The organism is Planococcus sp. 1R117A, assembly GCF_051417975.1.
GTDB classification, from domain to species: domain Bacteria; phylum Bacillota; class Bacilli; order Bacillales_A; family Planococcaceae; genus Planococcus; species Planococcus shenhongbingii.
This window is the reverse complement of the sequence record NZ_JBPRLO010000009.1, coordinates 41,367-65,140: the sequence shown is the minus strand read 5'-3', so window position 1 is coordinate 65,140 and position 23,774 is coordinate 41,367. Positions and strand designations below refer to the sequence as shown.

General features: G+C 42.8%; 25 protein-coding genes, 2 rRNA genes and 2 other annotated features. All 27 genes read left to right on the top strand.

Going from position 1 to position 23,774, the window contains the following annotated elements; genetic code table 11:
- A 23S ribosomal RNA gene (locus tag ACSFXN_RS18850) occupies nucleotides 1-111 on the top strand; the annotation flags it as partial.
- A 123-nt stretch (nucleotides 112-234) separates the two neighbouring features.
- Nucleotides 235-350: ribosomal RNA gene (gene rrf / locus ACSFXN_RS18845) — 5S ribosomal RNA — on the top strand.
- A gap of 177 nt (nucleotides 351-527) precedes the next feature.
- Entirely contained in the window at nucleotides 528-773 is a 246-nt protein-coding gene (locus ACSFXN_RS18840; RefSeq protein ID WP_437151768.1) for a hypothetical protein, read from the top strand.
- 159 nt (nucleotides 774-932) lie between these two features.
- Nucleotides 933-1,403, top strand: a complete 471-nt coding sequence (locus ACSFXN_RS18835; RefSeq protein ID WP_300990920.1) for a CtsR family transcriptional regulator — start codon at nucleotides 933-935, stop codon at nucleotides 1,401-1,403.
- Between the two features lie 11 nt (nucleotides 1,404-1,414).
- A complete protein-coding gene (locus ACSFXN_RS18830; RefSeq protein WP_437151767.1) occupies nucleotides 1,415-1,948 on the top strand; it encodes a UvrB/UvrC motif-containing protein in 534 nt (177 codons plus the stop codon).
- Nucleotides 1,938-3,029, top strand: a complete 1,092-nt coding sequence (locus ACSFXN_RS18825) for a protein arginine kinase (RefSeq protein ID WP_437151766.1) — start codon at nucleotides 1,938-1,940, stop codon at nucleotides 3,027-3,029. Before ACSFXN_RS18830 ends, ACSFXN_RS18825 begins: the two co-directional genes overlap by 11 nt.
- Nucleotides 3,026-5,473, top strand: coding sequence for an ATP-dependent protease ATP-binding subunit ClpC (clpC, locus tag ACSFXN_RS18820; RefSeq protein WP_300990924.1), 2,448 nt, complete (start codon nucleotides 3,026-3,028; stop codon nucleotides 5,471-5,473). Before ACSFXN_RS18825 ends, clpC begins: the two co-directional genes overlap by 4 nt.
- Nucleotides 5,474-5,534: 61 nt before the next feature.
- Complete coding sequence (gene radA, locus ACSFXN_RS18815; RefSeq protein ID WP_300990925.1) at nucleotides 5,535-6,911, top strand: DNA repair protein RadA; 1,377 nt, start codon at nucleotides 5,535-5,537, stop codon at nucleotides 6,909-6,911.
- A gap of 103 nt (nucleotides 6,912-7,014) precedes the next feature.
- On the top strand, nucleotides 7,015-8,115 hold the full coding sequence (locus tag ACSFXN_RS18810; RefSeq protein WP_437151765.1) for a PIN/TRAM domain-containing protein: 1,101 nt from the start codon (nucleotides 7,015-7,017) through the stop codon (nucleotides 8,113-8,115).
- Nucleotides 8,116-8,128: 13 nt separating this feature from the next.
- Complete coding sequence (ispD, locus tag ACSFXN_RS18805; protein ID WP_437151764.1) at nucleotides 8,129-8,824, top strand: 2-C-methyl-D-erythritol 4-phosphate cytidylyltransferase; 696 nt, start codon at nucleotides 8,129-8,131, stop codon at nucleotides 8,822-8,824.
- Complete coding sequence (gene ispF / locus ACSFXN_RS18800) at nucleotides 8,821-9,321, top strand: 2-C-methyl-D-erythritol 2,4-cyclodiphosphate synthase (RefSeq protein ID WP_437151763.1); 501 nt, start codon at nucleotides 8,821-8,823, stop codon at nucleotides 9,319-9,321. Before ispD ends, ispF begins: the two co-directional genes overlap by 4 nt.
- Nucleotides 9,322-9,361: 40 nt before the next feature.
- Nucleotides 9,362-10,825, top strand: coding sequence for a glutamate--tRNA ligase (gene gltX, locus ACSFXN_RS18795; RefSeq protein WP_437151762.1), 1,464 nt, complete (start codon nucleotides 9,362-9,364; stop codon nucleotides 10,823-10,825).
- Between the two features lie 73 nt (nucleotides 10,826-10,898).
- Nucleotides 10,899-11,116: a binding site (T-box leader), on the top strand.
- A 52-nt stretch (nucleotides 11,117-11,168) separates the two neighbouring features.
- Complete coding sequence (cysE, locus tag ACSFXN_RS18790) at nucleotides 11,169-11,831, top strand: serine O-acetyltransferase (RefSeq protein WP_437151761.1); 663 nt, start codon at nucleotides 11,169-11,171, stop codon at nucleotides 11,829-11,831.
- Nucleotides 11,828-13,228, top strand: coding sequence for a cysteine--tRNA ligase (gene cysS, locus ACSFXN_RS18785; RefSeq protein ID WP_437151760.1), 1,401 nt, complete (start codon nucleotides 11,828-11,830; stop codon nucleotides 13,226-13,228). The genes cysE and cysS overlap by 4 nt, the downstream gene beginning before the upstream one ends.
- Nucleotides 13,229-13,232: 4 nt before the next feature.
- Nucleotides 13,233-13,652, top strand: a complete 420-nt coding sequence (locus tag ACSFXN_RS18780; protein ID WP_437151759.1) for a Mini-ribonuclease 3 — start codon at nucleotides 13,233-13,235, stop codon at nucleotides 13,650-13,652.
- A complete protein-coding gene (gene rlmB, locus ACSFXN_RS18775) occupies nucleotides 13,649-14,401 on the top strand; it encodes a 23S rRNA (guanosine(2251)-2'-O)-methyltransferase RlmB (protein WP_437151758.1) in 753 nt (250 codons plus the stop codon). Before ACSFXN_RS18780 ends, rlmB begins: the two co-directional genes overlap by 4 nt.
- Before the next feature lie 4 nt (nucleotides 14,402-14,405).
- Nucleotides 14,406-14,915 carry an NYN domain-containing protein gene (locus tag ACSFXN_RS18770; protein WP_300993210.1) on the top strand — a complete coding sequence of 170 codons (510 nt, stop codon included), beginning with the start codon at nucleotides 14,406-14,408 and terminating at the stop codon, nucleotides 14,913-14,915.
- A gap of 70 nt (nucleotides 14,916-14,985) precedes the next feature.
- Nucleotides 14,986-15,636, top strand: a complete 651-nt coding sequence (gene sigH / locus ACSFXN_RS18765) for an RNA polymerase sporulation sigma factor SigH (protein WP_300990934.1) — start codon at nucleotides 14,986-14,988, stop codon at nucleotides 15,634-15,636.
- Nucleotides 15,637-15,706: 70 nt separating this feature from the next.
- Nucleotides 15,707-15,853 carry a 50S ribosomal protein L33 gene (gene rpmG / locus ACSFXN_RS18760; RefSeq protein WP_300990935.1) on the top strand — a complete coding sequence of 49 codons (147 nt, stop codon included), beginning with the start codon at nucleotides 15,707-15,709 and terminating at the stop codon, nucleotides 15,851-15,853.
- A gap of 59 nt (nucleotides 15,854-15,912) precedes the next feature.
- Nucleotides 15,913-16,098, top strand: a complete 186-nt coding sequence (gene secE, locus ACSFXN_RS18755; protein WP_300990936.1) for a preprotein translocase subunit SecE — start codon at nucleotides 15,913-15,915, stop codon at nucleotides 16,096-16,098.
- Between the two features lie 102 nt (nucleotides 16,099-16,200).
- Complete coding sequence (gene nusG / locus ACSFXN_RS18750; RefSeq protein ID WP_437151757.1) at nucleotides 16,201-16,734, top strand: transcription termination/antitermination protein NusG; 534 nt, start codon at nucleotides 16,201-16,203, stop codon at nucleotides 16,732-16,734.
- A gap of 162 nt (nucleotides 16,735-16,896) precedes the next feature.
- The gene (gene rplK, locus ACSFXN_RS18745) at nucleotides 16,897-17,322 is read left to right on the top strand and encodes a 50S ribosomal protein L11 (RefSeq protein ID WP_033542812.1); all 426 of its coding nucleotides are present in this window, start codon (nucleotides 16,897-16,899) and stop codon (nucleotides 17,320-17,322) included.
- A 105-nt stretch (nucleotides 17,323-17,427) separates the two neighbouring features.
- A complete protein-coding gene (rplA, locus tag ACSFXN_RS18740) occupies nucleotides 17,428-18,123 on the top strand; it encodes a 50S ribosomal protein L1 (protein ID WP_300990938.1) in 696 nt (231 codons plus the stop codon).
- A gap of 42 nt (nucleotides 18,124-18,165) precedes the next feature.
- Nucleotides 18,166-18,315 (top strand) — a sequence feature (ribosomal protein L10 leader region).
- 36 nt (nucleotides 18,316-18,351) lie between these two features.
- A complete protein-coding gene (rplJ, locus tag ACSFXN_RS18735; protein WP_300990939.1) occupies nucleotides 18,352-18,852 on the top strand; it encodes a 50S ribosomal protein L10 in 501 nt (166 codons plus the stop codon).
- 56 nt (nucleotides 18,853-18,908) lie between these two features.
- On the top strand, nucleotides 18,909-19,268 hold the full coding sequence (rplL, locus tag ACSFXN_RS18730) for a 50S ribosomal protein L7/L12 (protein ID WP_300990940.1): 360 nt from the start codon (nucleotides 18,909-18,911) through the stop codon (nucleotides 19,266-19,268).
- A gap of 124 nt (nucleotides 19,269-19,392) precedes the next feature.
- On the top strand, nucleotides 19,393-19,995 hold the full coding sequence (locus ACSFXN_RS18725; RefSeq protein WP_437151756.1) for a class I SAM-dependent methyltransferase: 603 nt from the start codon (nucleotides 19,393-19,395) through the stop codon (nucleotides 19,993-19,995).
- 215 nt (nucleotides 19,996-20,210) lie between these two features.
- A complete protein-coding gene (gene rpoB / locus ACSFXN_RS18720) occupies nucleotides 20,211-23,765 on the top strand; it encodes a DNA-directed RNA polymerase subunit beta (RefSeq protein WP_300990942.1) in 3,555 nt (1,184 codons plus the stop codon).
- The last annotated feature ends 9 nt before the right edge of the window (nucleotides 23,766-23,774 follow it).

The following is a 23,774-nucleotide window of genomic DNA, read 5'->3' as shown; positions in this document are numbered from 1 at the left end:
CATTGCGCAAGCAAGTAAGATCCCTCAAAGACGATGAGGTAGATAGGTTCGGGGTGGAAGCGCGGCGACGCGTGCAGCTGACGAATACTAATCGATCGAGGACTTAACCAACCAGTTTGTTTCAAATGTCGCATATCCGGTTTTGAAGGCGCAAGGCCCAAGTTTTTTGAAAAAAAAGCTTGCAATCCCATGAGGGATTGGTATAATAAACCTTGTCTTTTAAAAACCAAACAGTCCAGTGATGATGGCAAAGAGGCCACACCCGTTCCCATCCCGAACACGGCAGTTAAGCTCTTTTGCGCCGATGGTAGTTGGGGGTCTCCCCCTGCGAGAGTAGGACATTGCTGGGCCCTGTAAGAAGAAGAAGCCGTTGCCGGTATTCCCGGCAACGGCTTCTTTGTGTTTTTGTTAAATAAGTTCTAGAGAGAAAAATATCTATATAAACCGAAGTAATCATTTTTGATAAATTTTCTTTAAAGGATTGAACGTTCTTGTTTAAGGGAAAAGCTATAAAGAGGTGATGAAATATGAAACCTGGATTGTATAAAGTAGAAACCATTGATAAAAGAACCGCTTTATTAATACCTCTCAATGAAGATCGTGATCAGTACACTTTTCCGGTATCTGACTTTACGCATGATGTAACAGAAGGTGATGTTGTAGAGGTATGGCGCGAAGGAACAAAATGGATGACTAAATACCGGGAAGAGGAAACTAAATCAATCTCGAGTCATACAAAAGACTTTTTAAAAAGAATAATGGAACAAGAGTAATATGTATGGATGTCTCGGGAGTTCTTTCTCGAGGCTTTTTTTATAGAACGCCTTTTCCAAATCGTACTATTTGAAATCCTTAAAAAGCATGGTGTATAATTAAGTCAAATATAGTCAAAGTCAGCTTTTGACGTATTATGTATCGAAGAGGTGAAGGCGATGCGGAATATTTCAGATGTGATTGAAGGTTATTTAAAAGAGGTTATCGAATTAAGCGAGAGAGACCATATTGAAATTAAGCGAAACGAAGTGGCAGAAAAATTTCAATGTGTGCCTTCTCAAATAAATTACGTAATTAACACAAGGTTTACTGTAGATCGCGGCTATTTGGTAGAAAGCAAAAGAGGTGGGGGCGGCTATATTCGCATCAAGCGTATTAGGCTTCATAAGAAGTCTGATGTGATTTCAGAAGTAATTGGCCGCTTAGAAAATGGAGCTACTCAAAGTATGGCTGAAGATATTATTTTTCGGCTATTAGATGAAGAAATTATTTCTAAACGAGAAGCGAAATTAATTTTTAGCGCAATCGACCGCTCAACTTTACTTTTGCCATTACCGGTACGCGATGAAGTAAGAGCAAGAATTCTTATTGCTATGCTCTTTACTTTGAAGTACCAGTCGAACACATAAGGGGTGATAAAATGATTTGCGATCAATGCGGAGAACGTCCTGCATCGGTAATAGTAAAACAAAAAGTGCAAGGACAAATGACGGAACGTCATTTATGTCACGTCTGTGCCGCTGAAAACCACAATTTAAATTTCGTTTTCGAGCAAGATCCTTTAGCCATTCATCAATTATTATCTAATTGGTTCCCTAAGCAACAAACATCAATGAGTCCAGTTAAAAAAGAAGTGGCCGTTTGCCCTTCTTGCGGATTTACATTTACTAAGTTTTTGGAATTAGGTAAATTCGGATGTGCAGCTTGCTATGACGCTTTTGATTCACAGTTAGAAAATATTTTTAAGAGACTGCATAATGGGAATTTCGAACATGCAGGAAAAATACCTGCATCTTATGGAAGCACTTTGAAAATAAAAAAAGAAATAGAAGAATTACGTAAACAAATGCAAGTTTCTATAGGGAATGAGAATTTTGAAGAAGCTGCAAAATTTCGAGATGAAATAAAAGAATTAAATCTACAGCTTGAAGGGGGTGCTTCTGATGGCAATTGAGCGCTTTCTTCAACCTAGAGCCAGTAGTTGGATGGCGAATGATGGCGAAAATGTCGATATTGCTATGAGTACGCGTATCCGGCTTGCTCGCAATTTGAGTGATTTTCAATTTCCTTATTCGTTTTCAGAAGATGAAGCACTAAAAGTAGATAAAGAAGTTTCCTCTGTATTACTTGATAAGGGTGATGAGTTGAATCATTCGTTCACACATATTAATATACAGGAAACCCCTAAGCTGCAAAGAGAGGTATTGGTTGAGAAGCATTTGATCAGCCCTTATTTAGCGAGAGGCACTCATTCGGGATCAGTGTTGTTGTCAGAGAACGAAGAGCTCAGTGTTATGGTTAATGAAGAAGATCATCTGCGGATCCAAAGTCTGCAATCAGGTTTTCATCTACAAGAAGCTTATCAAGTAGCCAACCAATTGGATTCATTGCTTGAAAAAAACCTTTCATATGCTTTCCACGAAAAGTTTGGTTATTTAACTAGTTGCCCTACTAATACAGGGACAGGAATGAGAGCCTCAGTCATGCTTCATTTGCCTGCACTTACGATGTCCCATCAAATTGCTCGCATCATTCCAGCGATCTCACGTTTAGGAATGGTTGTAAGAGGTATTTACGGAGAAGGTAGTGAAGCACTTGGCAATGTGTATCAAATTTCTAACCAAATGACTCTTGGAAAGTCAGAATATGATATTTTACAAGATTTACAGAATATGACGGAACAGATCATTCAACAAGAGCGCCTGGCACGAGAAGCGATTTTAAATAATTCTCCTATCGTTTTAGAGGACCGTATTTACCGTTCACTTGGTACGCTGACTCACTCCCGGTTGTTAACTACAGAAGAAGCGGCAACTTGTTTATCGGATGTTCGGTTAGGTATTGATTTAAAAATGATTGACCATATGGATATGTCGATTCTGAATGAATTGATGATTTTTATGCAGCCGGCCTTTCTTCAGCAATATGCCGGAAAACCGCTGCAACCAAAAGAACGTGATTTTGCCCGCGCGAAATTATTCCGTGAGCGTTTAAATAAAGAAAATGTAACTAATGAAGGAGAGGAATTCGCATGATGTTTAATCGATTTACACAACGCGCACAGAAAGTGCTTCAATTAGCTCAAGAAGAGGCTATTCGTATGAAACATGAATCAATAGGAACGGAGCATATTTTGCTTGGATTGATTCGTGAAGGTGGCGGAATTGCTGCAAAGGCTTTAGAAGCTATCGAAGTAAATACTCAATTAATCGAAGAAGGCGTTAAAGAACTTGTTGGGGTCGGTGAAAAAGATGTCGGTCCAATCGTTCATTATACGCCAAGAGCGAAAAAAGTCATTGAATTATCTGTTGATGAGTCACGTAAATTAGGACATTCCTATATCGGAACAGAGCATTTGCTGCTTGCACTGATCCGTGAAGGAGAAGGCGTAGCAGCCCGTGTTTTAGGAAATGCAGGTGTTAGTTTAAATAAAGCACGCCAGCAAGTATTGCAGCTATTAGGCAGCAATGAGCAAGCTTCTACTGGAAGCAGCCCGAACGCTTCTGCAAATACACCAACACTTGATGGTTTGGCACGAGATTTAACTCAAGTAGCGCGTGAAGGCAGCCTGGATCCGGTTATTGGAAGAAGCCAGGAAATTACTCGTGTTATCGAAGTATTAAGCCGCCGGACTAAGAACAACCCTGTTTTGATTGGGGAGCCAGGCGTTGGTAAAACAGCTATCGCTGAAGGTTTGGCACAGCAAATTGTAAATAATGAAGTTCCGGAAACATTGCGCGACAAACGCGTTATGGTCTTGGATATGGGAACCGTTGTAGCGGGCACTAAATACCGCGGTGAGTTTGAAGATCGTTTGAAAAAAGTAATGGATGAAATTCGCCAAGCTGGCAATGTCATTCTCTTTATCGATGAACTCCATACATTAATTGGAGCAGGTGGAGCAGAAGGAGCAATTGATGCTTCAAATATTTTAAAACCTTCTCTTTCGCGTGGTGAGTTGCAATGTATCGGAGCTACAACGCTGGATGAATATCGTAAATATATTGAAAAAGACGCTGCACTTGAACGCCGCTTCCAGCCAATTCAAGTAGATGAGCCATCTGTTGATGAAACAATTCTTATCATCAGAGGATTGCGAGACCGGTACGAGGCGCATCACCGGGTAAAAATAACAGATGAAGCGATTGAAGCGGCAGCAAAAATGTCGGATCGTTATATTTCTGACCGTTTCTTGCCGGACAAAGCGATTGATTTGATAGATGAGGCGGGTTCAAAAGTAAGACTTCGTTCATATACAACTCCACCAGATTTGAAAGAGCTTGAAACAAGATTAGAAGCAGCGCGCTCTGAGAAAAATGAAGCGGTTCAAAGCCAAGAGTTTGAAAAAGCAGCTTCTTTACGTGATGCAGAACAAAAATTAAAAGATCAATTAGATAAAACGAAAAAAGAATGGAAAGAAAAACAAGGTAAAGAAGAATCGGAAGTAACTGTTGAAGACATTGCGAAAGTGGTATCTATGTGGACTGGAATTCCAGTTTCTAAACTAGCGCAAACTGAGTCTGAAAAACTGTTGAACTTAGAAGAAATTCTTCACAATCGTGTAATTGGCCAAGAAGAAGCAGTCACATCGATTTCTAAAGCCATTCGCCGGGCACGTGCCGGATTGAAAGATCCAAAACGTCCGATTGGATCATTTATCTTCCTTGGTCCTACTGGAGTTGGTAAAACGGAACTTGCACGTGCGCTTGCTGAATCGATGTTTGGTGATGAAGATGCAATGATCCGTATTGATATGTCTGAGTACATGGAAAGACATTCAACTTCACGTCTTGTAGGTTCACCTCCAGGTTATGTGGGGTATGAAGAAGGTGGCCAGTTGACTGAGAAAGTCCGCAGAAAACCTTACTCTGTTGTACTTCTAGATGAAATTGAAAAAGCGCATCCAGATGTTTTCAACATCCTTTTGCAAGTGCTTGAAGACGGACGTTTAACAGATTCTAAAGGACGCAGAGTGGATTTCCGCAATACTGTTATCATTATGACTTCGAACGTTGGTGCTGAAGAGCTGAAATACAATAAATATGTTGGTTTCAACTTGGATGATTCGAAAACAGATTATAAAGACATGAAGAGCAAAATGTTGGCTGAGTTGAAGAAAGCCTTCCGCCCTGAGTTCTTGAACCGTATCGATGACATGATTGTGTTCCATTCACTTGAAAGAGAAAACTTAAGAGAGATCGTCAACTTGATGTCAAAACAATTGACAGATCGCTTGAAAGAGCAAAATATCGAGTTGGAATTGACAGAAGCTGCGCTTGAAAAAGTAGCAAAAGAAGGGTATGATCCGGAATACGGAGCACGTCCACTTCGTCGTTCTCTTCAAAAACACGTAGAAGACCGTTTGTCTGAAGAATTATTAAAAGGCACAGCGATTGCCGGCCAACGAATTGTTTTTGATGTAGAAGATGATGAATTTGTCATCCGTACAAATGAGCCAATTACAACCGAAGTAAAATAACTTTATAAAAATCCGCTCGCCGGACTCCGGCGGGCGTTTTTATTTGAAAAAGGAGGCCCCCATGGCTAAGAAAAAGACGAAGTTCATTTGTCAGTCGTGCGGTTACGAATCTGCAAAATGGATGGGGAAATGCCCAGGATGCGGAGAATGGAATCAGATGGTAGAAGAAGTGGAAGTAGCGGCGCCTAAAGGGACACGTGGTGCGTTTCAGCATTCCGCTGCTGTTTCCCAAAAAGCGACGCCGATTAATTCCATTAAAACAGAGGAAGAACCACGCGTAGAGACTGAGATGGGCGAGTTGAACCGGGTGCTGGGCGGCGGTATTGTACCAGGTTCTCTCGTTTTGATTGGAGGAGACCCGGGAATCGGGAAGTCCACCTTGCTTCTCCAAGTGTCTGCCATGCTTGCCAATAGCGGCAGCCGCGTATTGTATATCTCCGGAGAAGAGTCTATTCGCCAAACTAAATTACGGGCAGAGCGTTTAAATGCTTCTTCTTCAGAATTGTTCATCTATGCAGAGACCAATCTGGAATTGATTCATCATACAATTGAAGATGTTGCACCTGATTTTGTTATTGTGGATTCGATTCAAACAGTTCACCATCCAGAAGTGACTTCAGCTCCGGGAAGCGTGACACAGGTCCGGGAAAGCACAGCGGAATTGATGCGCATTGCAAAAACGAAAAATATCGCGATCTTCTTGGTAGGGCACGTAACTAAAGAAGGGCAAATTGCGGGACCACGTATTCTCGAGCATATGGTGGATACGGTGCTGTATTTTGAAGGGGAACGCCATCATACTTACCGCATTTTGCGGAGTGTGAAAAACCGCTTTGGTTCAACCAACGAAATTGCAATCTTTGAAATGCTGCAAGGCGGGTTGAAGGAAGTGCTGAACCCATCTGAATTGTTTTTGCAGGAACGTTCGAGCGGAGCAGCCGGATCAACGGTAGTGGCTTCAATGGAAGGGACACGCCCAATTTTGGTGGAAATCCAGGCGCTCGTCACGCCTTCGAGCTTTAACTATCCAAAACGGATGGCGACAGGAATTGATCAAAACCGCGTATCGCTGTTGATGGCAGTGCTAGAGAAACGAGTCGGCATGTTGTTACAGGCCCAAGATGCCTATATCAAAGTTGCGGGTGGGGTAAAGCTTGATGAACCGGCAATTGATTTGGCAGTGCTCGCAAGCATTGTTTCAAGTTACCGGGATAAAGCGCCGAATGTCTATGATTGCATTATCGGTGAAGTTGGGCTGACTGGTGAAGTTCGCCGTGTATCGAGGATTGAACAACGCGTCCAGGAAGCGGCTAAGTTAGGGTTTAAACGGGCCATAGTGCCAGCTTCTAATTTAGGAGGCTGGGATTATCCAGAAGGAATACGGGTAATTGGTGTTGAAAGTGTAAATGATGCATTAAAAGAAATTTTTCCACAATGAGGAGGCACTTGGTGCTTCCTTTTTGTTTTCCTAATTATAACAGGGGTCATAAAAGCGTTTCTCATGCGAAATGTGTATAATTATAAAAAAGGAGGTGGAGTATATGTTAAAGAAGATTATCCAAATTTTGTTTTTACTAATTGGCGCTGCAGTTGGAATCATATTTTTACCTTACGTATTTGAACTTATCCCTATTCTCGACAGCCCATGGGTCAATAATGCAATCGTATCAGCTGTTCTTGGCGCAATTATTTTCTTTTTATTATCTCTATTATTTGCTGATTTAATTGTTAAGTTTATGAAATGGATGGAAGAAAAACTACTCCATGCCCCGACGCCGGATTTGTTGTTCGGAACGATCGGGTTGATCATCGGATTGGTGGTAGCGTTCCTTATTGGGTTTGCCTTAAATACCATTGAAATTCCGATTGTTGCTACAGCTGCACCTATTATTCTGTCGGTAGTGCTTGGTTACTTAGGTTTTGCGGTAGGCTTTCAAAAGCGGGAAGAAATTATTTCCATGCTGGTTCCCCAAAGGCTGGCTGTGGCCAATAAAAAGCCAGAGATTGAAGCGCCGGTTGAAAAAGCGTCGTTTAAATTACTCGATACGAGCGTTATTATCGATGGACGGATCGCTGATATTTCAGCCACTGGTTTCATGGAAGGTACATTTGTAGTTCCGCAATTTGTTTTGTCGGAATTGCAGCATATTGCCGATTCATCCGACACATTAAAGCGAACGCGCGGTCGAAGAGGTTTGGATATTTTAAAACGTCTCCAAAGTGAACGCGAAGGTGCTATTATGATTACAGAAGAAAGTTTTGATGAAGTCAGTGAAGTGGATTTAAAATTAATGCGTGCTGCTAAGAAAATGGGAGGCCAAGTGGTGACCAACGACTTTAACTTGAATAAAGTCTGTGAACTGCACAATGTTCCTGTTTTGAATATTAATGATTTAGCAAATGCAGTGAAGCCGGTCGTTATACCTGGTGAGGATATGCATGTTGTCGTCATCAAAGATGGCAAAGAACAAAATCAAGGCGTTGCGTATTTAGATGATGGTACAATGATTGTCATCGAAGATGGCAAAGGCTTTATTGGGCAGGCAATTGATGTTACGGTTACTAGCGTGCTGCAAACCTCTGCAGGACGGATGATTTTTGCCAAGCCTCGGGAAGGCCGCCAAGCCTCAATGAATGGATAAAGGATGTAAAAATATGAAATATACAGTCGTCTTGCCTGCTGCGGGCAGCGGGAAACGGATGAAAGCAAATAAAAATAAATTATTGCTTGAGCTTTTTGACAAGCCAATTTTCCTTTACACTTTGGAAGTATTTCAGCAAGACCCACAGTGTGAGGCTATTTGGCTTGCGGTAAAAGAAGAAGAACGTTCGATCATCGATCATTATGTTACTAAATATCGCATCACCAAAGTTCATGGCTACGCAGACGGCGGAATGGAGCGGCAAGACAGTGTAAGAGCGTGTCTTGAAGCGATTCCGCCTTGTGGCGTTGTGCTGGTGCACGACGCGGCACGGCCATTCATTTCACGTGATGTTATTACGCGATTAGTTGAAACCGCGAAAACTTGCGGTGCAGCGATCGCAGCAGTGCCGGTAAAAGACACCATCAAAAAAGCGACAAATGGCATTATCACTGAAACAGTTGACCGCAATCAATTGTGGATGGTCCAAACCCCACAAGCGTTTGACTATGCCTTAATTTTAAAAGCTGCAAAAGCGGCAGTTGAAGATAATTTTCTTGGAACGGATGAAGCCATGCTTGTAGAACGCTTGGGCCATCCGGTGCAAATTGTAGAAAGCACATATGAAAATGTGAAAATGACAACGCCGGAAGATTTGATTTATGGCAAAGCTATTTTAGAAAGCCAGATACAGGAGGGGCAAAGATGATTAGAATTGGACAAGGATATGACGTACATCAATTAGCGGAAGGGAGACCTTTCATTTTAGGGGGTATTGAAATTCCTCATGACCGCGGGTTGCTTGGTCATTCGGATGCAGATGTCCTGCTTCATACGATTACGGATGCCGCACTCGGAGCGATTTGCGGCGGCGATATCGGCAAACATTTCCCGGACACCGATCCTGAATTTAAAGATGCGGATTCAAAAAAATTATTGACGCATATTTGGCAATACGTAAAGGAGCAAGGCTATGAATTGGGCAACGTGGATTGCACAGTGATTGCCCAAAAACCGAAACTGGCTCCTTATATTGAAGAAATGCGTGAGTCAATTGCCAAGTTATTAGAAGCTGATGTTTCCCAAGTCAATGTCAAAGCAACGACATCTGAACATCTTGGGTTTGTAGGACGCGAAGAAGGAATTGCAGCGCTTGCTGTGATTTTATTGGTACAACGTCCGCTTTCGCTGGATGTACCAGAGTGATAGAATAAGAGATACTGTTATTCACTTAGGAGGAAAAAAGATGACACAAGAAGTACGAGTACGCTATGCACCGAGCCCAACTGGCCATTTACATATCGGCGGTGCCCGCACTGCGCTTTTCAATTATTTGTTTGCCCGCCATCATAACGGCAAATTCATCGTCCGCATCGAGGATACTGATATTGCACGGAACATTGAAGCAGGTGAGCTGTCGCAGCTGGATAATCTAAAATGGCTGGGCATTGATTATGATGAATCCGTGGATATCGGCGGGGAGTATGGCCCTTATCGCCAAATGGAACGTTTGGATTTATATAAAGGCTATGCCCAGGAAATGCTTGAAAACGGAACGGCTTATAAATGCTTCTGTTCACCGGAAAAACTGGAAGCAGAACGTGAAGAACAAAAAGCGGCTGGTATTGCCGCTCCGCAATACGCTGGTACTTGCCGCAATCTGACGGCTGAAGAAGTTGCAGAAAAAGAAGCGGCTGGTTTGCCGTATACACTCCGTATGAAAGTGCCAACTGACGTAACGTATGAGTTTGAAGATTTGGTGCGCGGTACAGTTTCATTCGAATCAAAAGATGTCGGCGATTGGGTGTTGGTTAAAACCAACGGCATTCCGACGTATAACTTTGCAGTGGTAGTGGACGATCATTTGATGAAGATTTCCCATGTTTTCCGAGGCGAAGAACACTTGTCGAATACTCCGAAGCAATTGATGGTATTTGATGCTTTCGGTTGGGATTACCCTACTTTTGGCCACATGACGTTAATCATTAATGAAGAGCGCAAGAAACTGTCAAAACGCGATGAATCGATTTTGCAGTTCATCTCTCAGTACAAAGACCTTGGCTATATTCCGGAAGCGCTGTTTAATTTCTTTGCGCTATTAGGCTGGTCTCCGGAAGGCGAAGAAGAAATTTTTTCAAAAGAAGATCTGATTCGCATTTTTGACGTGGACCGTTTGTCAAAATCACCGTCAATGTTTGATAAGCAGAAATTAATGTGGATGAACAACCAATACATCAAGCAATTGCCGCTTGAAGAAGTTGTGAAATTATCGCTACCTCATTTGCAGCAAGCGGCTAAACTGCCTGAAACCTTATCAGAAGAACAAACCGTATGGGCAGAAAAACTGATTGCGTTGTATCACGATCAAATGAGCTTTGGTGCTGAAATTGTGGAACTGTCTGATTTATTCTTCGCCGATGAACTGTCTTACGACGAAGCGGAAAAAGAAGTGCTTGCAGGAGAGCAAGTGCCAGAAGTGATGGCTGCATTCAAAGAGCAGCTTGAAGCGCTGGAAGCTTTTGAACCGGCAGAAATCAAAGCGGCTATCAAAGCGGTACAAAAAGCAACGGGGCATAAAGGAAAGAATTTGTTCATGCCGATTCGTGTTGTAACGACAGGCCAGACACACGGTCCTGAATTGCCGGATTCGATTGCTTTGCTGGGGAAAGAGAAAACGATTGCCCGCGTTTCTCAATTCGTAAAAGCGTAAGCCAAGTGTTCTTGCAGAGTAAAGTGAGATAAATTGACTTATCGGTCCAAAAGTGTAAAATGGACTTACTATTAGGAAATCGTTGACGAGAAGAAGTACATACAGCAAGCTCTAAAGAGAGGATCATCACCGGCTGAAAGTGATCCGGGCCGCTGCTGCATCGAAATGCCTCTCCGAGTGCTGAGTCGAATCAAGTAGACCAGACGTATCGCCTGCGTTAAAGGTGTCAAGAGAGAAAGGCTTTTGTGCCTTTCTAATCAGAGTGGAACCGCGCAACGATGCGTCTCTGTCATTAAGTTGACAGGGGCGCTTTTTATTTTGCCCAAGAAAGGAGTCGGAAATTGTGTGGAAATTATTAAAAGATGATGTCGACGTCATCTTCGAACAAGATCCTGCGGCCCGGAGCTATTTAGAAGTTATCCTGACGTATTCTGGCCTGCATGCCATTTGGGGACACCGGCTGGCGCATTTCTTTTTCAAGAAAAAATTATTCTTTATTGCACGGGTCATTTCGCAAATTAGCCGCTTTTTCACCGGAATTGAAATTCATCCGGGCGCAGTCATTGGCCGACGTTTTTTTATTGATCACGGCATGGGGGTTGTCATTGGCGAGACATGTATCATCGGTGACAACGTAACGCTGTATCAAGGAGTGACGCTCGGTGGGACAGGCAAAGAACGCGGGAAGCGCCATCCGACCTTGGAAGATAATGTGCTGGTGGCAACGGGAGCGAAAGTTCTTGGATCCATTGTTATTGGGGCCAATTCGAAAGTGGGAGCCGGTTCAGTGGTCTTGAAAAATGTGCCCGCAAATGCAACAGTCGTCGGTGTTCCGGGGAAAGTGGTCATTCAGGACGGGATTAAAGTGAAGCCGGACTTGAATCACCAAAATATGCCGGACCCGGTTATGGATAAATGCGAGTCGATGGAATTGAAAATCGCTGCGCTGCAGCAGGAAATTGAACAATTGAAAAATGCTCAGAAGAAAGAAGGATGCCCGAAATGACGATTCAAGTTTTTAATTCGTTAACGCGCCAAAAAGAGGAGTTTATCCCGTTAGAAGAGGGAAAAGTAAAAATGTACGTATGTGGGCCTACGGTCTATAACTATATCCATATTGGCAATGCGCGACCGGTAATTGTTTATGATACAGTACGCCGTTATTTGATGTACCGCGGATATGATGTGACTTACGTTTCGAATTTTACAGATGTGGATGACAAATTGATTCGTGCGGCAAATGAACTGGGCGAAGAAGTTCCGCAAATTGCCGAACGTTTTATCAAAGCTTATTTTGAAGATACGAAAGCGCTTGGCTGTGCAGAAGCGGATATTCATCCACGTGTGATGGATCATATTCCGCAAATCATCGAGTTTATTGAAGTGCTGATTGAAAAAGGCTATGCCTATGAATCGCAAGGAGATATCTATTACCGGACCCGTAAATTCGAAGGCTATGGAAAATTGTCGCATCAATCGGTTGATGAACTAAAAGTTGGTGCGCGTATTGAAACTGGCGACAAGAAAGAAGATGCATTGGATTTCGCTTTGTGGAAATCGGCAAAACCAGGTGAGATTTCATGGGAAAGCCCGTGGGGAGCGGGTCGTCCAGGTTGGCATATTGAATGTTCTGTCATGGCACGAGAGCATTTAGGTGATACGATTGACATTCATGCAGGCGGACAAGATTTAACATTCCCGCATCACGAAAATGAAATTGCGCAATCCGAAGCGCTGACTGGAAAGACGTTTGCCCGCTACTGGATGCATAACGGTTATATCAATATCGACAATGAGAAAATGTCTAAGTCGTTGAATAATTTCGTGTTGGTCAATGACATTCTGAAAGAGCTGGATCCGCAAGTTCTTCGCATGTTTATGCTGTCAGTGCATTACCGGCATCCGATCAATTATTCACAGAACTTAGTGGAAGATGCGATTGCAGGCCTTGAACGTTTGCGCACGGCTTATGCGAATTTGAAGCATCGTCTGGAAACGTCTGCTGATTTAGGTGACCATTCGGATATTTGGCTGTCAAAAATCAACGAAATCAAAGAAGCTTTTATTGAAACGATGGACGATGATTTTAATACAGCAGCCGGTATTTCAAAGATATTCGATTTGTCGCGATTGTCTAATACCTATCTATTAGAAAAGCAGACAGCAACGGGAGTGTTGGAAGCGTTCATTTCGATGTTTGATGAACTGGCTGGCGTATTAGGTTTGCCGTTCAAGCAGGAAGAGGAATTGCTGGATGCGGAAGTAGAAGCGCTGATGGCCGAACGAATTGAAGCACGCAAGAACCGTGATTTTGCAAGAGCGGATGAAATCCGCGATTTATTTAAGGAAAAGAATATTCTTTTAGAAGATACAGCGCAAGGCACGCGTTGGAAAAGGGGGTAACGGCGTGTACGTTTTACGAAACAGCGACGTTGACCAATTAAACGCGTTGGCTCTTGCCTATATGGGAGACGCGGTTTATGAGCAGGCTGTGCGGGAGCACCTCCTTCGCTCGGGCCGCGTCAAACCGAATATTCTTCATCGCCAGTCGACGACATTCGTTTCTGCCAAAGCGCAGGCGATGGTTCTGAAGCGGTTGACCGAGGAGGAATTTTTGACGGAAGCGGAACTGGCTGTTATGAGAAGAGGCCGGAACGCGAAGTCGGGTTCGGTGCCAAAAAACACCGATGTCCAAACGTATAATTTCAGTACCGCATTTGAAGCGGTGCTTGGCTGGCTGTATTTAAAAGAGCAGCAAGAGCGAGTGGATGAAATTATTACGTATGCCATCAATATCGTAGAAGAGCTGAGAGGAGTGATCAAATGAGCGAGGATTTAACACCGGAAATTATTGGCGGCAAAAACCCTGTATTGGAAGCATTGCGTGCCGACCGGGATGTTAATAAAATCTGGGTAGCTGAAGGTGTTCAGAAAAAAGGAATAACAGAATTATTGCAGTTGGCAAAAGAAAAAGGTGTTTTGGTCCAGTTTGTGCCGAAGAAGAAAATTGACGGCTTGACGGATTCAAATCACCAGGGCATCGCGGCTGCAGTGGCGGCTTATAATTATGCGGAATTGAATGATTTGTTCAGCGCTGCAGCAGCACGTTCGGAAGATCCGTTCTTTTTGATATTGGATGAATTGGAAGACCCTCACAATCTGGGTTCCATTATGAGAACTGCGGATGCCATTGGGGTTCATGGCTTGATTATCCCAAGGCGGCGAGCGGTTGGCCTGACAGCCGTTGTGGCAAAGTCTTCAACTGGAGCGATTGAACATGTGCCAGTCGTTCGGGTTAATAATCTGTCGCAAACTATTGATGAGTTGAAAAAACGTGGAGTGTGGATTGCCGGAACAGACGCTAAGGAATCAATGGATTACCGGAATATGGATGCTGGCTTGCCACTCGCTATCATTATTGGCAGTGAAGGAAAAGGCATGAGCCGAATTTTGCGCGATAAATGCGATTTTCTTTACCAGTTGCCGATGGTTGGCCATGTGACATCATTGAATGCATCTGTTGCAGCAAGTCTTCTGATGTATGAAGTCTATCGGAAGCGCAATCCCCTCGGTTGATGCCATGGACATTCTACTGGTTGATGGATATAACATCATTGGAGACTGGTCGGAACTAAAAGAACTGAAAAAAGAGAAGCTTGCAGATGCCAGGGACCGGCTGATTGAACAAATGGCCGAATATCAAAGCTACAAGGGCTGGCGTGTCATTATTGTATTTGATGCCCATTTGGTTCCCGGAATCGAAGCGAAAAATATGCGACATGATATTGAAGTGATTTATACCAAGGAAAGCGAAACGGCAGATGAGCGAATTGAAAAATTGGCAACTAGCCTGAGCAACCGGCGGGATCAGATTCATGTAGCTACATCTGACATGACAGAACAAAGAGTAATTTTCGGCAAAGGAGCATTACGAATTTCCGCTAGAGAATTAAAAATTGAAATGGATGAAATTCAACAGAATATTTCAAAAAAAGTGAAAGAAATTCAGGAGGAACGTGCATTTTCCAAGATTTCACTTTCAGACGAAATAGCTGAAATTTTCGAAAAATGGCGCCGAGGACAGAAATGATAGGTTGACGCTCAATTTTTCCTTCCTGTATACTGTTGATATCGAGGCTCGCGCAACCGGAGGGATAGCCGTGGTAAATCATGAGCAAGTTCAAGCCCAGCGATTCACAGAAATGACAGATGAAGAACTTGTTAGTTTAGTCCACAGCGGAAATACTGAAGCCTTGGATTTTTTAATTACGAAGTTTCGGCATTTTGTCCGTATGAAAGCCCGTTCCTATTTTTTGATTGGTGCTGATAAAGAAGATATCATCCAAGAAGGAATGATTGGCTTATATAAAGCCATCCGGGATTTTAGAAGTGAAAAATTATCTTCTTTCCGGGCATTTGCTGAACTATGCATCATTCGTCAAATCATTACAGCTATTAAAACCGCCACCAGGCAAAAACACATTCCGTTAAATTCCTATGTGTCTCTTGATAAGCCGATTTACGATGAAGAATCGGATCGTACCTTAATGGACGTCCTGACGGGCAATGGTGCTGATGATCCAGAAGAGATGATGATCAATAATGAAGAATTTTTGTATATGGAAGCTAAAATGGGAGAAGTTCTGAGTGATCTTGAGCGGGAAGTATTGGCCCTTTATTTGGATGGTCAGTCTTATCAGGAAATTTCCATGAAGCTGGAACGCCATGTAAAATCAATCGATAATGCCTTGCAGCGGGTGAAGCGAAAGTTGGAACGGCACCTGCAATTTGATGAGACGCGTATGTCTTAGAGTGCAGTTGACAGTTGACTTTTAAGGTGATACCCTTGAAAAAGCTGGAAACTCGAATAGGGTGAGAAAAATGGCTAAAAAAATCGTTTTAAGCTGCTCGAAATGTGCATCCCGCAATTATACGATTCCGGCTAAAAAGGAATCTGGCACACGTTTGGAACTTAAAAAATTCTGTGCTCATTGCAATGGGCATACCGTGCATAAACAAACGTTATGAATTTTAAGTGAAAGCCGAACGATATAGAGTAATTTTGAATTTCGGAGGTTTTTTAAACAATGGGCAACATTGGCAGTTTCTTTAAGAACGTCGTTTCGGAAATGAGAAAAGTAAGCTGGCCTAAAAGGAAAGAATTGACTCGTTATACGATAGTTGTTCTTTCAACTGTAATCTTCATGGCTCTTTTCTTCGCATTGATTGATACAGTTATTTCGGAATTATTCCGATGGTTCTTAGCGCTTTAATGCGGTCAATAAGAATATCGCGTAAAAAATAGCCCGTCAGTTTTTGAGAACGGGTTTTTTCATTTGTAAAAAAGGAGGGATGGACGTACAGTCCGCACGATTATGGAGAAAAATTGGTATGTGGTCCATACGTATTCCGGTTACGAAAACAAAGTTAAAGCGAACTTGGAAAAGCGTGTTGAAACAATGGGTATGGAAAATCTGATCTTCCGCGTCATCATTCCAGAAGAGCAGGAAACAGATTTTAAAGATGGCAAAAAACGCACAGTCATGCGCAAAACTTTCCCAGGCTATGTTTTAGTTGAATTGATTATGACGGACGAGTCTTGGTATGTTGTCAGAAACACTCCGGGTGTAACCGGCTTTATCGGGTCATCAGGCGGTGGCGCGAAACCGACGCCTCTACTGGATGAAGAAGTCGAGTTCATTTTGAAACAGATGGGCATGACTTCTCGCAAGGTGGAAATCAACTTTGCGGTTAGTGATACAGTAGAAGTGATGGAAGGGCCATTCGCGAACTTCCAAGGAAAAGTGGAAGAAATCGACGAGACCAAAGGTAAAGTCAAAGTATCGATTGATATCTTTGGGCGCGAAACAAAAATGGAACTGGATTTCGAGCAAGTACAAAAAGTATAAAAGCCACTTGCTATTCCAGCGTGGAAGTGGTATTATTTCATAGGTCAGACTGTCATAGGACAATTTGTACAAGATAACTAATTCTATCAACATAGTTGACAGAGATATTGAGTGGGAGGGGAAACCCTATTACCACATCACGGACTTAAGGAGGTGTGTTTCGTGGCTAAAAAAGTGATTAAAGTTGTAAAATTGCAGATCCCTGCAGCAAAAGCTAATCCAGCGCCACCAGTTGGTCCAGCATTGGGTCAAGCAGGTGTTAACATCATGGGCTTCTGTAAAGAGTTCAACGCGCGTACGGCAGATCAAGCAGGACTGATCATTCCAGTTGAGATTTCGGTATTTGAAGACCGTTCATTTACTTTCATTACGAAAACTCCACCCGCAGCTGTTCTACTTAAAGTGGCAGCCGGTATTGAATCAGGTTCAGGCGAACCGAACCGCAATAAAGTAGCGACTGTAAAACGCGATAAAGTTCGCGAAATCGCAGAAACTAAAATGCCAGATCTAAATGCTGCTTCAGTAGAAGCTGCAATGTTGATGGTTGAAGGTACTGCTCGCAGCATGGGCATTACAATCGAAGACTAATACAGCAGTTGTTTTTGGATGGGTTGCGTGAGTTCACATGAACCACGCAGCCTTTAATCGTGGGAGGTTCATTCCGTTAGACCACAACAAGGAGGACGTTTTAAAATGGCTAAAACAGGCAAAAAGCTGCAAGAAGCAGCAAAACTAATTGACCGTTCAAAATTATATGAAGCAAAAGAAGCAATCGAACTTGCAAAAAAAGCTAGCACAGTTAACTTTGACGCAACAGTAGAAGTAGCTTTCCGTCTTGGAATCGATACTCGTAAGAACGACCAGCAAATCCGCGGAGCAGTAGTGCTTCCAAACGGGACTGGTAAAACTCAAAGCGTATTGGTTTTCGCAAAAGGCGATAAAATTAAAGAAGCTGAAGCAGCTGGCGCAGATTACGTTGGCGATGCTGAATTTATCCAAAAAATCCAACAAGGATGGTTTGACTTCGACGTGATCGTAGCAACTCCTGATATGATGGGTGAAGTTGGTAAACTTGGACGCGTTTTAGGACCAAAAGGCTTAATGCCAAACCCAAAAACAGGCACTGTTACATTTGATGTGACAAAAGCTGTTCAAGAAATCAAAGCAGGTAAAGTGGAATACCGTGCAGACAAAACAGGTATTATCCATGCTCCAATCGGAAAAGTTTCATTCGATGACAGCAAACTTGCTGAAAACTTAGAAGCGATTTACGATGTAGTCCTTAAAGCTAAGCCATCGGCTGCTAAAGGAACTTATATCAAATCACTTAACGTAACAACTACAATGGGACCTGCTGTAAAAGTAGACGCTAACACTGTAGGTAAATAAGAGATTGACAAATCGTTCTGGCTTTGCTATAATGGCGAAGTTGTGAAATGTATATTTGTACCGCAGACAGCAGGGGCGCCAGCCGCTTAATTTATCCCTGCCGAGGACATGATGAATTCAGTGAACATCTTTTTGATGCTGACTTTATGCCTCTGTGTCTGTTAAAAGACCAGAGGCTTTTCTTATGGACGTACGGTACGAATGAAAATATCTATAGGAGGTGCCCACATGACTAAAGCAGTTGAAACGAAAAAAGTAGTTGTGCAAACGATCGCTGATAAATTTAACGCTGCAGCTTCTGTTGTAGTTGTTGATTACCGTGGTTTGAATGTTGCTCAATTGACAGAACTTCGTAAACAGCTTCGTGAAGCAGGCGTTGAGTTCAAAGTTTACAAAAACTCGATGACTCGTCGTGCAACAGAAATGCACGGACTTGAAGCAATCAACGAACACTTTACAGGACCAAACGCGATTGCATTTTCAAACGAAGATGTAGTAGCGCCAGCGCGAATCATCAATGATTTCGCTAAAAAGAACGAAGCCCTTGAAATTAAAGCGGGTGTTATCGAAGGAACTGTAGCATCTGCTGAAGATGTAAAAGCATTGGCAGAACTTCCGTCACGCGAAGGTCTACTATCTATGCTACTCAGCGTACTACAAGCTCCAGTCCGCAACTTCGCTGCTATTACAAAAGCAGTTGCAGACAGCAAAGAAGAACAAGGCGCTTAATAAGTTAGCCGGATAAAGCACGACCAAAAAAATACCTTTCCTAGGAGGAAATTATAATGACACAAGAACAAATCTTAGACGCAATCAAAGAAATGACAGTTCTTCAACTTAACGACCTAGTAAAAGCAATTGAAGACGAGTTCGGCGTTACTGCTGCTGCTCCAGTTGCTGCAGCTGCTGCTGGCGGTGCTGTTGAAGAAGAACAAACTGAATTTGACGTAATCCTAGCTTCTGCTGGAGATCAAAAAATCAAAGTTATCAAAGCAGTACGCGAAGTAACTGGCCTAGGCTTGAAAGAAGCTAAAGCACTAGTTGACGAAGCTCCTAAAGCAGTAAAAGAAGGCGCTACTAAAGAAGAAGCTGAAGAAATCAAAGGCAAACTTGAAGAAGTTGGCGCTTCTGTAGAAGTTAAGTAATTTCATCAATTTGTGAATAAGAAAAAAGCTCGTCCGTATATATCGGCGGGCTTTTTCTTCTTTCTAAATTTGATAATGCCAAGCAAATCCGGGGTAAGTTGATAAATGTAAGGAGGGCTTTCAGGTGTCGCAGCATTATTATTCCAAAAATCCTCAGACAGCAAGTAAACCTCAAGAATGGACGTACACATTGCGAGGCGAGAAATTCCACTTTCGAACAGATGCAGGGGTATTCAGTAAAGGTGAAGTCGATTTCGGTTCGCGATTATTGATTGAAACCTTTGAAGACTCACAGCTTGCTGGGCCGATTTTAGATGTGGGATGTGGATATGGACCGATCGGAATGGCGATCGCAAAATCATTTCCTCAAAAAGAAATTCATATGGTAGACGTAAATACTCGGGCAATTGAATTGGCAAAAAAAAATGCCGAAAAGAATGGCATTTCAAATGTTCTCGTTTATGAAAGTGATGGACTGGCTTCGGTTAAAACAGAAGGTTTTTCCGCAATATTGACCAACCCGCCAATTCGCGCGGGGAAAGAAACGATATTCCGGTTTTATGAAGAGGCTTATGGAAAATTAGAGGATAACGGTTCGTTGTGGGTAGTTATTCAAAAAAAGCAAGGGGCTCCTTCGACTCAGCAAAAATTAGAAGAACTTTTTGGGAATTGTCGCACAGTTGACAAAAAGAAAGGTTACTTTATTTTTGAAGCGAGAAAAGTTTGACTTGACAAAACGACTATGTTATTATAATTAAATGCAAAATTTATTATTTTGAGGTCGTTTGCCCTTTTTTGGGCATGGCATGGCGGCAGAAACAATCACGGGTAAACCGAAAATGGGCTAAATTTAGACTCGTTTTCTTTTTGTCTTTTCGATATCATACACCATTTGGTGGAAATCGCAAAGACCTATAATCGTTTTATTGAGGGGTGAATAAGTTGGTAGGTCAACTAGTTCAGTACGGGCAACATCGTCAACGTAGAAGTTTTTCGAGAATTAAAGAAGTGCTCGATCTTCCAAACCTGATTGAAATCCAATCAGCGTCTTATGAGTGGTTCCTCGAAGAAGGATTGCGCGAAATGTTCCGAGATATCTCGCCGATTGAAGATTTCACTGGAAATCTATCGCTTGAGTTTGTTGATTACAGTCTCGCAGAACCAAAGTATCCAGTCTCTGAATCGAAAGAACGGGATGTTACTTACGCAGCTCCGCTTCGTGTAAAAGTGCGTCTTCACAACAAAGAAACAGACGAAGTGAAGGAACAGGATGTCTTTATGGGTGACTTCCCATTAATGACTGAAACCGGAACTTTTGTGATCAATGGCGCTGAACGCGTTATCGTTTCTCAATTAGTACGTTCGCCAAGTGTTTACTTCCACGACAAAACCGACAAAAATGGTAAAAAAGGCTTTGGAGCTACGGTTATTCCAAACCGTGGTGCTTGGCTTGAATATGAAACAGATGCAAAAGATGTAGTGTATGTCCGAATCGACCGCACACGTAAATTGCCAGTAACTGTTCTTTTAAGAGCACTTGGTTTTGGATCCGACCAGGAAATCATTGATTTGCTTGGAGATAACGAATACCTGCAAAATACGCTTGAAAAAGATAATACAGAGAGCACAGAAAAAGCGTTGCTTGAAATTTATGAGCGCTTGCGCCCAGGTGAACCACCGACAGTTGAAAGTGCTAAGAGTCTCTTGTACTCAAGGTTCTTCGACCCGAAACGCTATGATTTAGCAAATGTTGGCCGCTATAAAATGAACAAAAAACTCCACATTAAAAATCGTCTCTTTAATCAAACAATCGCTGAAACATTAGTTGATCCAGAAACTGGCGAAATTTTGGTTGAAGCAGGAACGGTTATTGATCGTCGGGTATTGGATCGTTTGATTCCATATTTGGAAAGTGGAGTGAATTTCCACACCGTTTCTCAAACAGGTGGCGTTCTTGAAGATGACGTTACATTGCAGTCAGTTAAAATTTACGCTCCGAACGATGAGAATCAAAAAGAAATCAATGTAATTAGCAATGCTTACGTGGAAGACAAAATCAAACACGTGACGCCTGCTGATATCATTTCGTCTATTAGTTACTTCTTTAACCTGCTTTATGGAGTAGGAAACACAGATGATATCGACCATTTGGGTAACCGTCGTCTACGTTCAGTAGGGGAGTTGCTGCAAAATCAATTCCGTATCGGTTTGTCCCGTATGGAACGCGTGGTTCGTGAGCGTATGTCAATTAATGATACGCAAGCTATCGTGCCTCAGCAATTGATCAATATCCGTCCAGTTATTGCATCAATTAAAGAGTTCTTTGGTAGTTCTCAGCTTTCCCAGTTCATGGATCAAACAAACCCTCTCGGTGAATTGACGCATAAACGCCGTCTATCAGCTTTAGGGCCTGGGGGTCTGACGCGTGAACGTGCTGGTTTTGAAGTACGTGACGTTCACTATTCGCATTATGGCCGTATGTGTCCGATTGAAACGCCTGAGGGTCCTAACATCGGATTGATTAATACGCTCTCCACTTTTGCGAAAGTGAATAAATTCGGATTTATTGAAACACCTTATCGTCGTGTCGATCCGGAAACGGGAATTGTGACACCTCAAATCGACTATCTGACAGCCGACGAAGAAGATAATTATGTAGTAGCTCAGGCTAACTCTCGATTGACTGATGACGGCTCTTTCGTAGAAGAAGAGATAGTGGCACGTTTCCGCGGAGAAAACACTTTAATTAAACGCGAACGTATTGACTACATGGATGTTTCTCCGAAACAAGTAGTTTCAGTAGCGACAGCTTGTATTCCGTTCCTTGAAAACGATGACTCCAACCGAGCGTTGATGGGAGCAAACATGCAGCGTCAAGCAGTTCCGTTGTTAAATCCTGAAGCACCTTTCGTTGGGACAGGAATGGAACATTTGGCGGCACGAGATTCAGGCGCAGCAGTAATCGCTAAACATGATGGTATTGTTGAGTCTGTAGAAGCAAGAGAGATTAAAGTTCGCCACATTGAAGAAGTAGATGGCCGGGAAGTAAAAGGCGATGTTACATCTTACAAATTGCAGAAGTTCGTTCGCTCAAACCAAGGAACAAGCTATAACCAACGTCCAATTGTTAAAGTGGGTGACCGCGTATCAGCTCGTGATATCTTAGCAGACGGTCCTTCAATGGAACGCGGGGAAATGGCGCTTGGACGCAACGTATTAGTGGCATTCATGACATGGGACGGTTTCAACTATGAAGATGCAATCATCATGAGTGAACGTCTGGTAAAAGATGATGTTTACACATCTGTCCATATCGAAGAATATGAATCAGACTCACGTGATACAAAGCTCGGACCGGAAGAAATCACACGCGACATTCCGAATGTCGGAGAAGATGCTCTTCGCAACCTCGACGACCGTGGAATTATCCGTGTCGGCGCAGAAGTAAAAGATGGAGATATCTTGGTAGGAAAAGTTACGCCTAAAGGGGTTACTGAACTTACAGCTGAAGAACGTCTTTTGCATGCGATTTTCGGTGAAAAAGCGCGTGAAGTCCGCGATACGTCATTAAGAGTGCCTCATGGCGCTGGCGGAATCGTGCTTGATGTGAAAATTTTCAACCGTGAAGATGGCGATGAGTTGCCGCCTGGTGTAAACCAATTGGTGCGTGCTTATATCGTTCAAAAACGCAAAATCCAAGTCGGAGATAAAATGGCTGGACGTCACGGAAACAAAGGTGTAATATCCCGCATCCTTCCAGAAGAAGATATGCCGTTTATGCCGGATGGAACTCCTGTTGACGTAATGCTTAACCCGCTTGGTGTACCATCACGGATGAACATTGGACAAGTACTTGAGCTTCACTTAGGTATGGCTTCCCGTTCACTTGGAATTCATATGGCATCTTCAGTATTTGATGGCGCCAATGAAGAAGACGTATGGGAAACGATGGAAGAAGCTGGCATGCCTCGCGACGGAAAAACTATTCTTTATGATGGCCGTTCAGGGGAAGCATTTGATAACCGTGTGTCTGTAGGAATCATGTACATGATCAAACTTGCGCACATGGTCGATGATAAATTGCATGCTCGTTCTACAGGTCCTTATTCACTAGTTACGCAGCAGCCACTTGGTGGTAAAGCGCAATTTGGTGGACAGCGTTTTGGAGAGATGGAAGTTTGGGCGCTTGAAGCATATGGTGCAGCTCATACCCTTCAGGAAATCTTAACGGTGAAATCGGATGATGTAGTTGGACGTGTCAAAACTTATGAAGCAATTGTTAAAGGTGAGAGTGTTCCAGAACCAAGCGTTCCCGAGTCGTTCAAAGTTTTAATCAAAGAACTTCAAAGTTTAGGTATGGATGTTAAGATGCTGACAATTGATGATGAAGAAATTGAATTGCGTGATTTGGACGAAGAAGAAGACCTTCAGCCTGCTGATTCATTAAATATCTTGCCAATTGCAGATACAGAAGCACCTGTTGGAACAGTTGATTGATAAAATTTG

Coding starts and splice junctions, on each gene's coding strand:
- radA (WP_300990925.1), top strand. CDS start 5,535: ATGGCTAAGAAAAAGACGAAGTTCATTTGTCAGTCGTGCGGTTACGAA.
- clpC (WP_300990924.1), top strand. CDS start 3,026: ATGATGTTTAATCGATTTACACAACGCGCACAGAAAGTGCTTCAATTA.
- secE (WP_300990936.1), top strand. CDS start 15,913: ATGGGCAACATTGGCAGTTTCTTTAAGAACGTCGTTTCGGAAATGAGA.
- ACSFXN_RS18830 (WP_437151767.1), top strand. CDS start 1,415: ATGATTTGCGATCAATGCGGAGAACGTCCTGCATCGGTAATAGTAAAA.
- ACSFXN_RS18835 (WP_300990920.1), top strand. CDS start 933: ATGCGGAATATTTCAGATGTGATTGAAGGTTATTTAAAAGAGGTTATC.
- rplJ (WP_300990939.1), top strand. CDS start 18,352: ATGACTAAAGCAGTTGAAACGAAAAAAGTAGTTGTGCAAACGATCGCT.
- cysS (WP_437151760.1), top strand. CDS start 11,828: ATGACGATTCAAGTTTTTAATTCGTTAACGCGCCAAAAAGAGGAGTTT.
- ACSFXN_RS18770 (WP_300993210.1), top strand. CDS start 14,406: ATGGACATTCTACTGGTTGATGGATATAACATCATTGGAGACTGGTCG.
- rpmG (WP_300990935.1), top strand. CDS start 15,707: ATGGCTAAAAAAATCGTTTTAAGCTGCTCGAAATGTGCATCCCGCAAT.
- ACSFXN_RS18825 (WP_437151766.1), top strand. CDS start 1,938: ATGGCAATTGAGCGCTTTCTTCAACCTAGAGCCAGTAGTTGGATGGCG.
- ACSFXN_RS18840 (WP_437151768.1), top strand. CDS start 528: ATGAAACCTGGATTGTATAAAGTAGAAACCATTGATAAAAGAACCGCT.
- nusG (WP_437151757.1), top strand. CDS start 16,201: ATGGAGAAAAATTGGTATGTGGTCCATACGTATTCCGGTTACGAAAAC.
- rplA (WP_300990938.1), top strand. CDS start 17,428: ATGGCTAAAACAGGCAAAAAGCTGCAAGAAGCAGCAAAACTAATTGAC.
- rplL (WP_300990940.1), top strand. CDS start 18,909: ATGACACAAGAACAAATCTTAGACGCAATCAAAGAAATGACAGTTCTT.
- gltX (WP_437151762.1), top strand. CDS start 9,362: ATGACACAAGAAGTACGAGTACGCTATGCACCGAGCCCAACTGGCCAT.
- ispD (WP_437151764.1), top strand. CDS start 8,129: ATGAAATATACAGTCGTCTTGCCTGCTGCGGGCAGCGGGAAACGGATG.
- ispF (WP_437151763.1), top strand. CDS start 8,821: ATGATTAGAATTGGACAAGGATATGACGTACATCAATTAGCGGAAGGG.
- rlmB (WP_437151758.1), top strand. CDS start 13,649: ATGAGCGAGGATTTAACACCGGAAATTATTGGCGGCAAAAACCCTGTA.
- ACSFXN_RS18810 (WP_437151765.1), top strand. CDS start 7,015: ATGTTAAAGAAGATTATCCAAATTTTGTTTTTACTAATTGGCGCTGCA.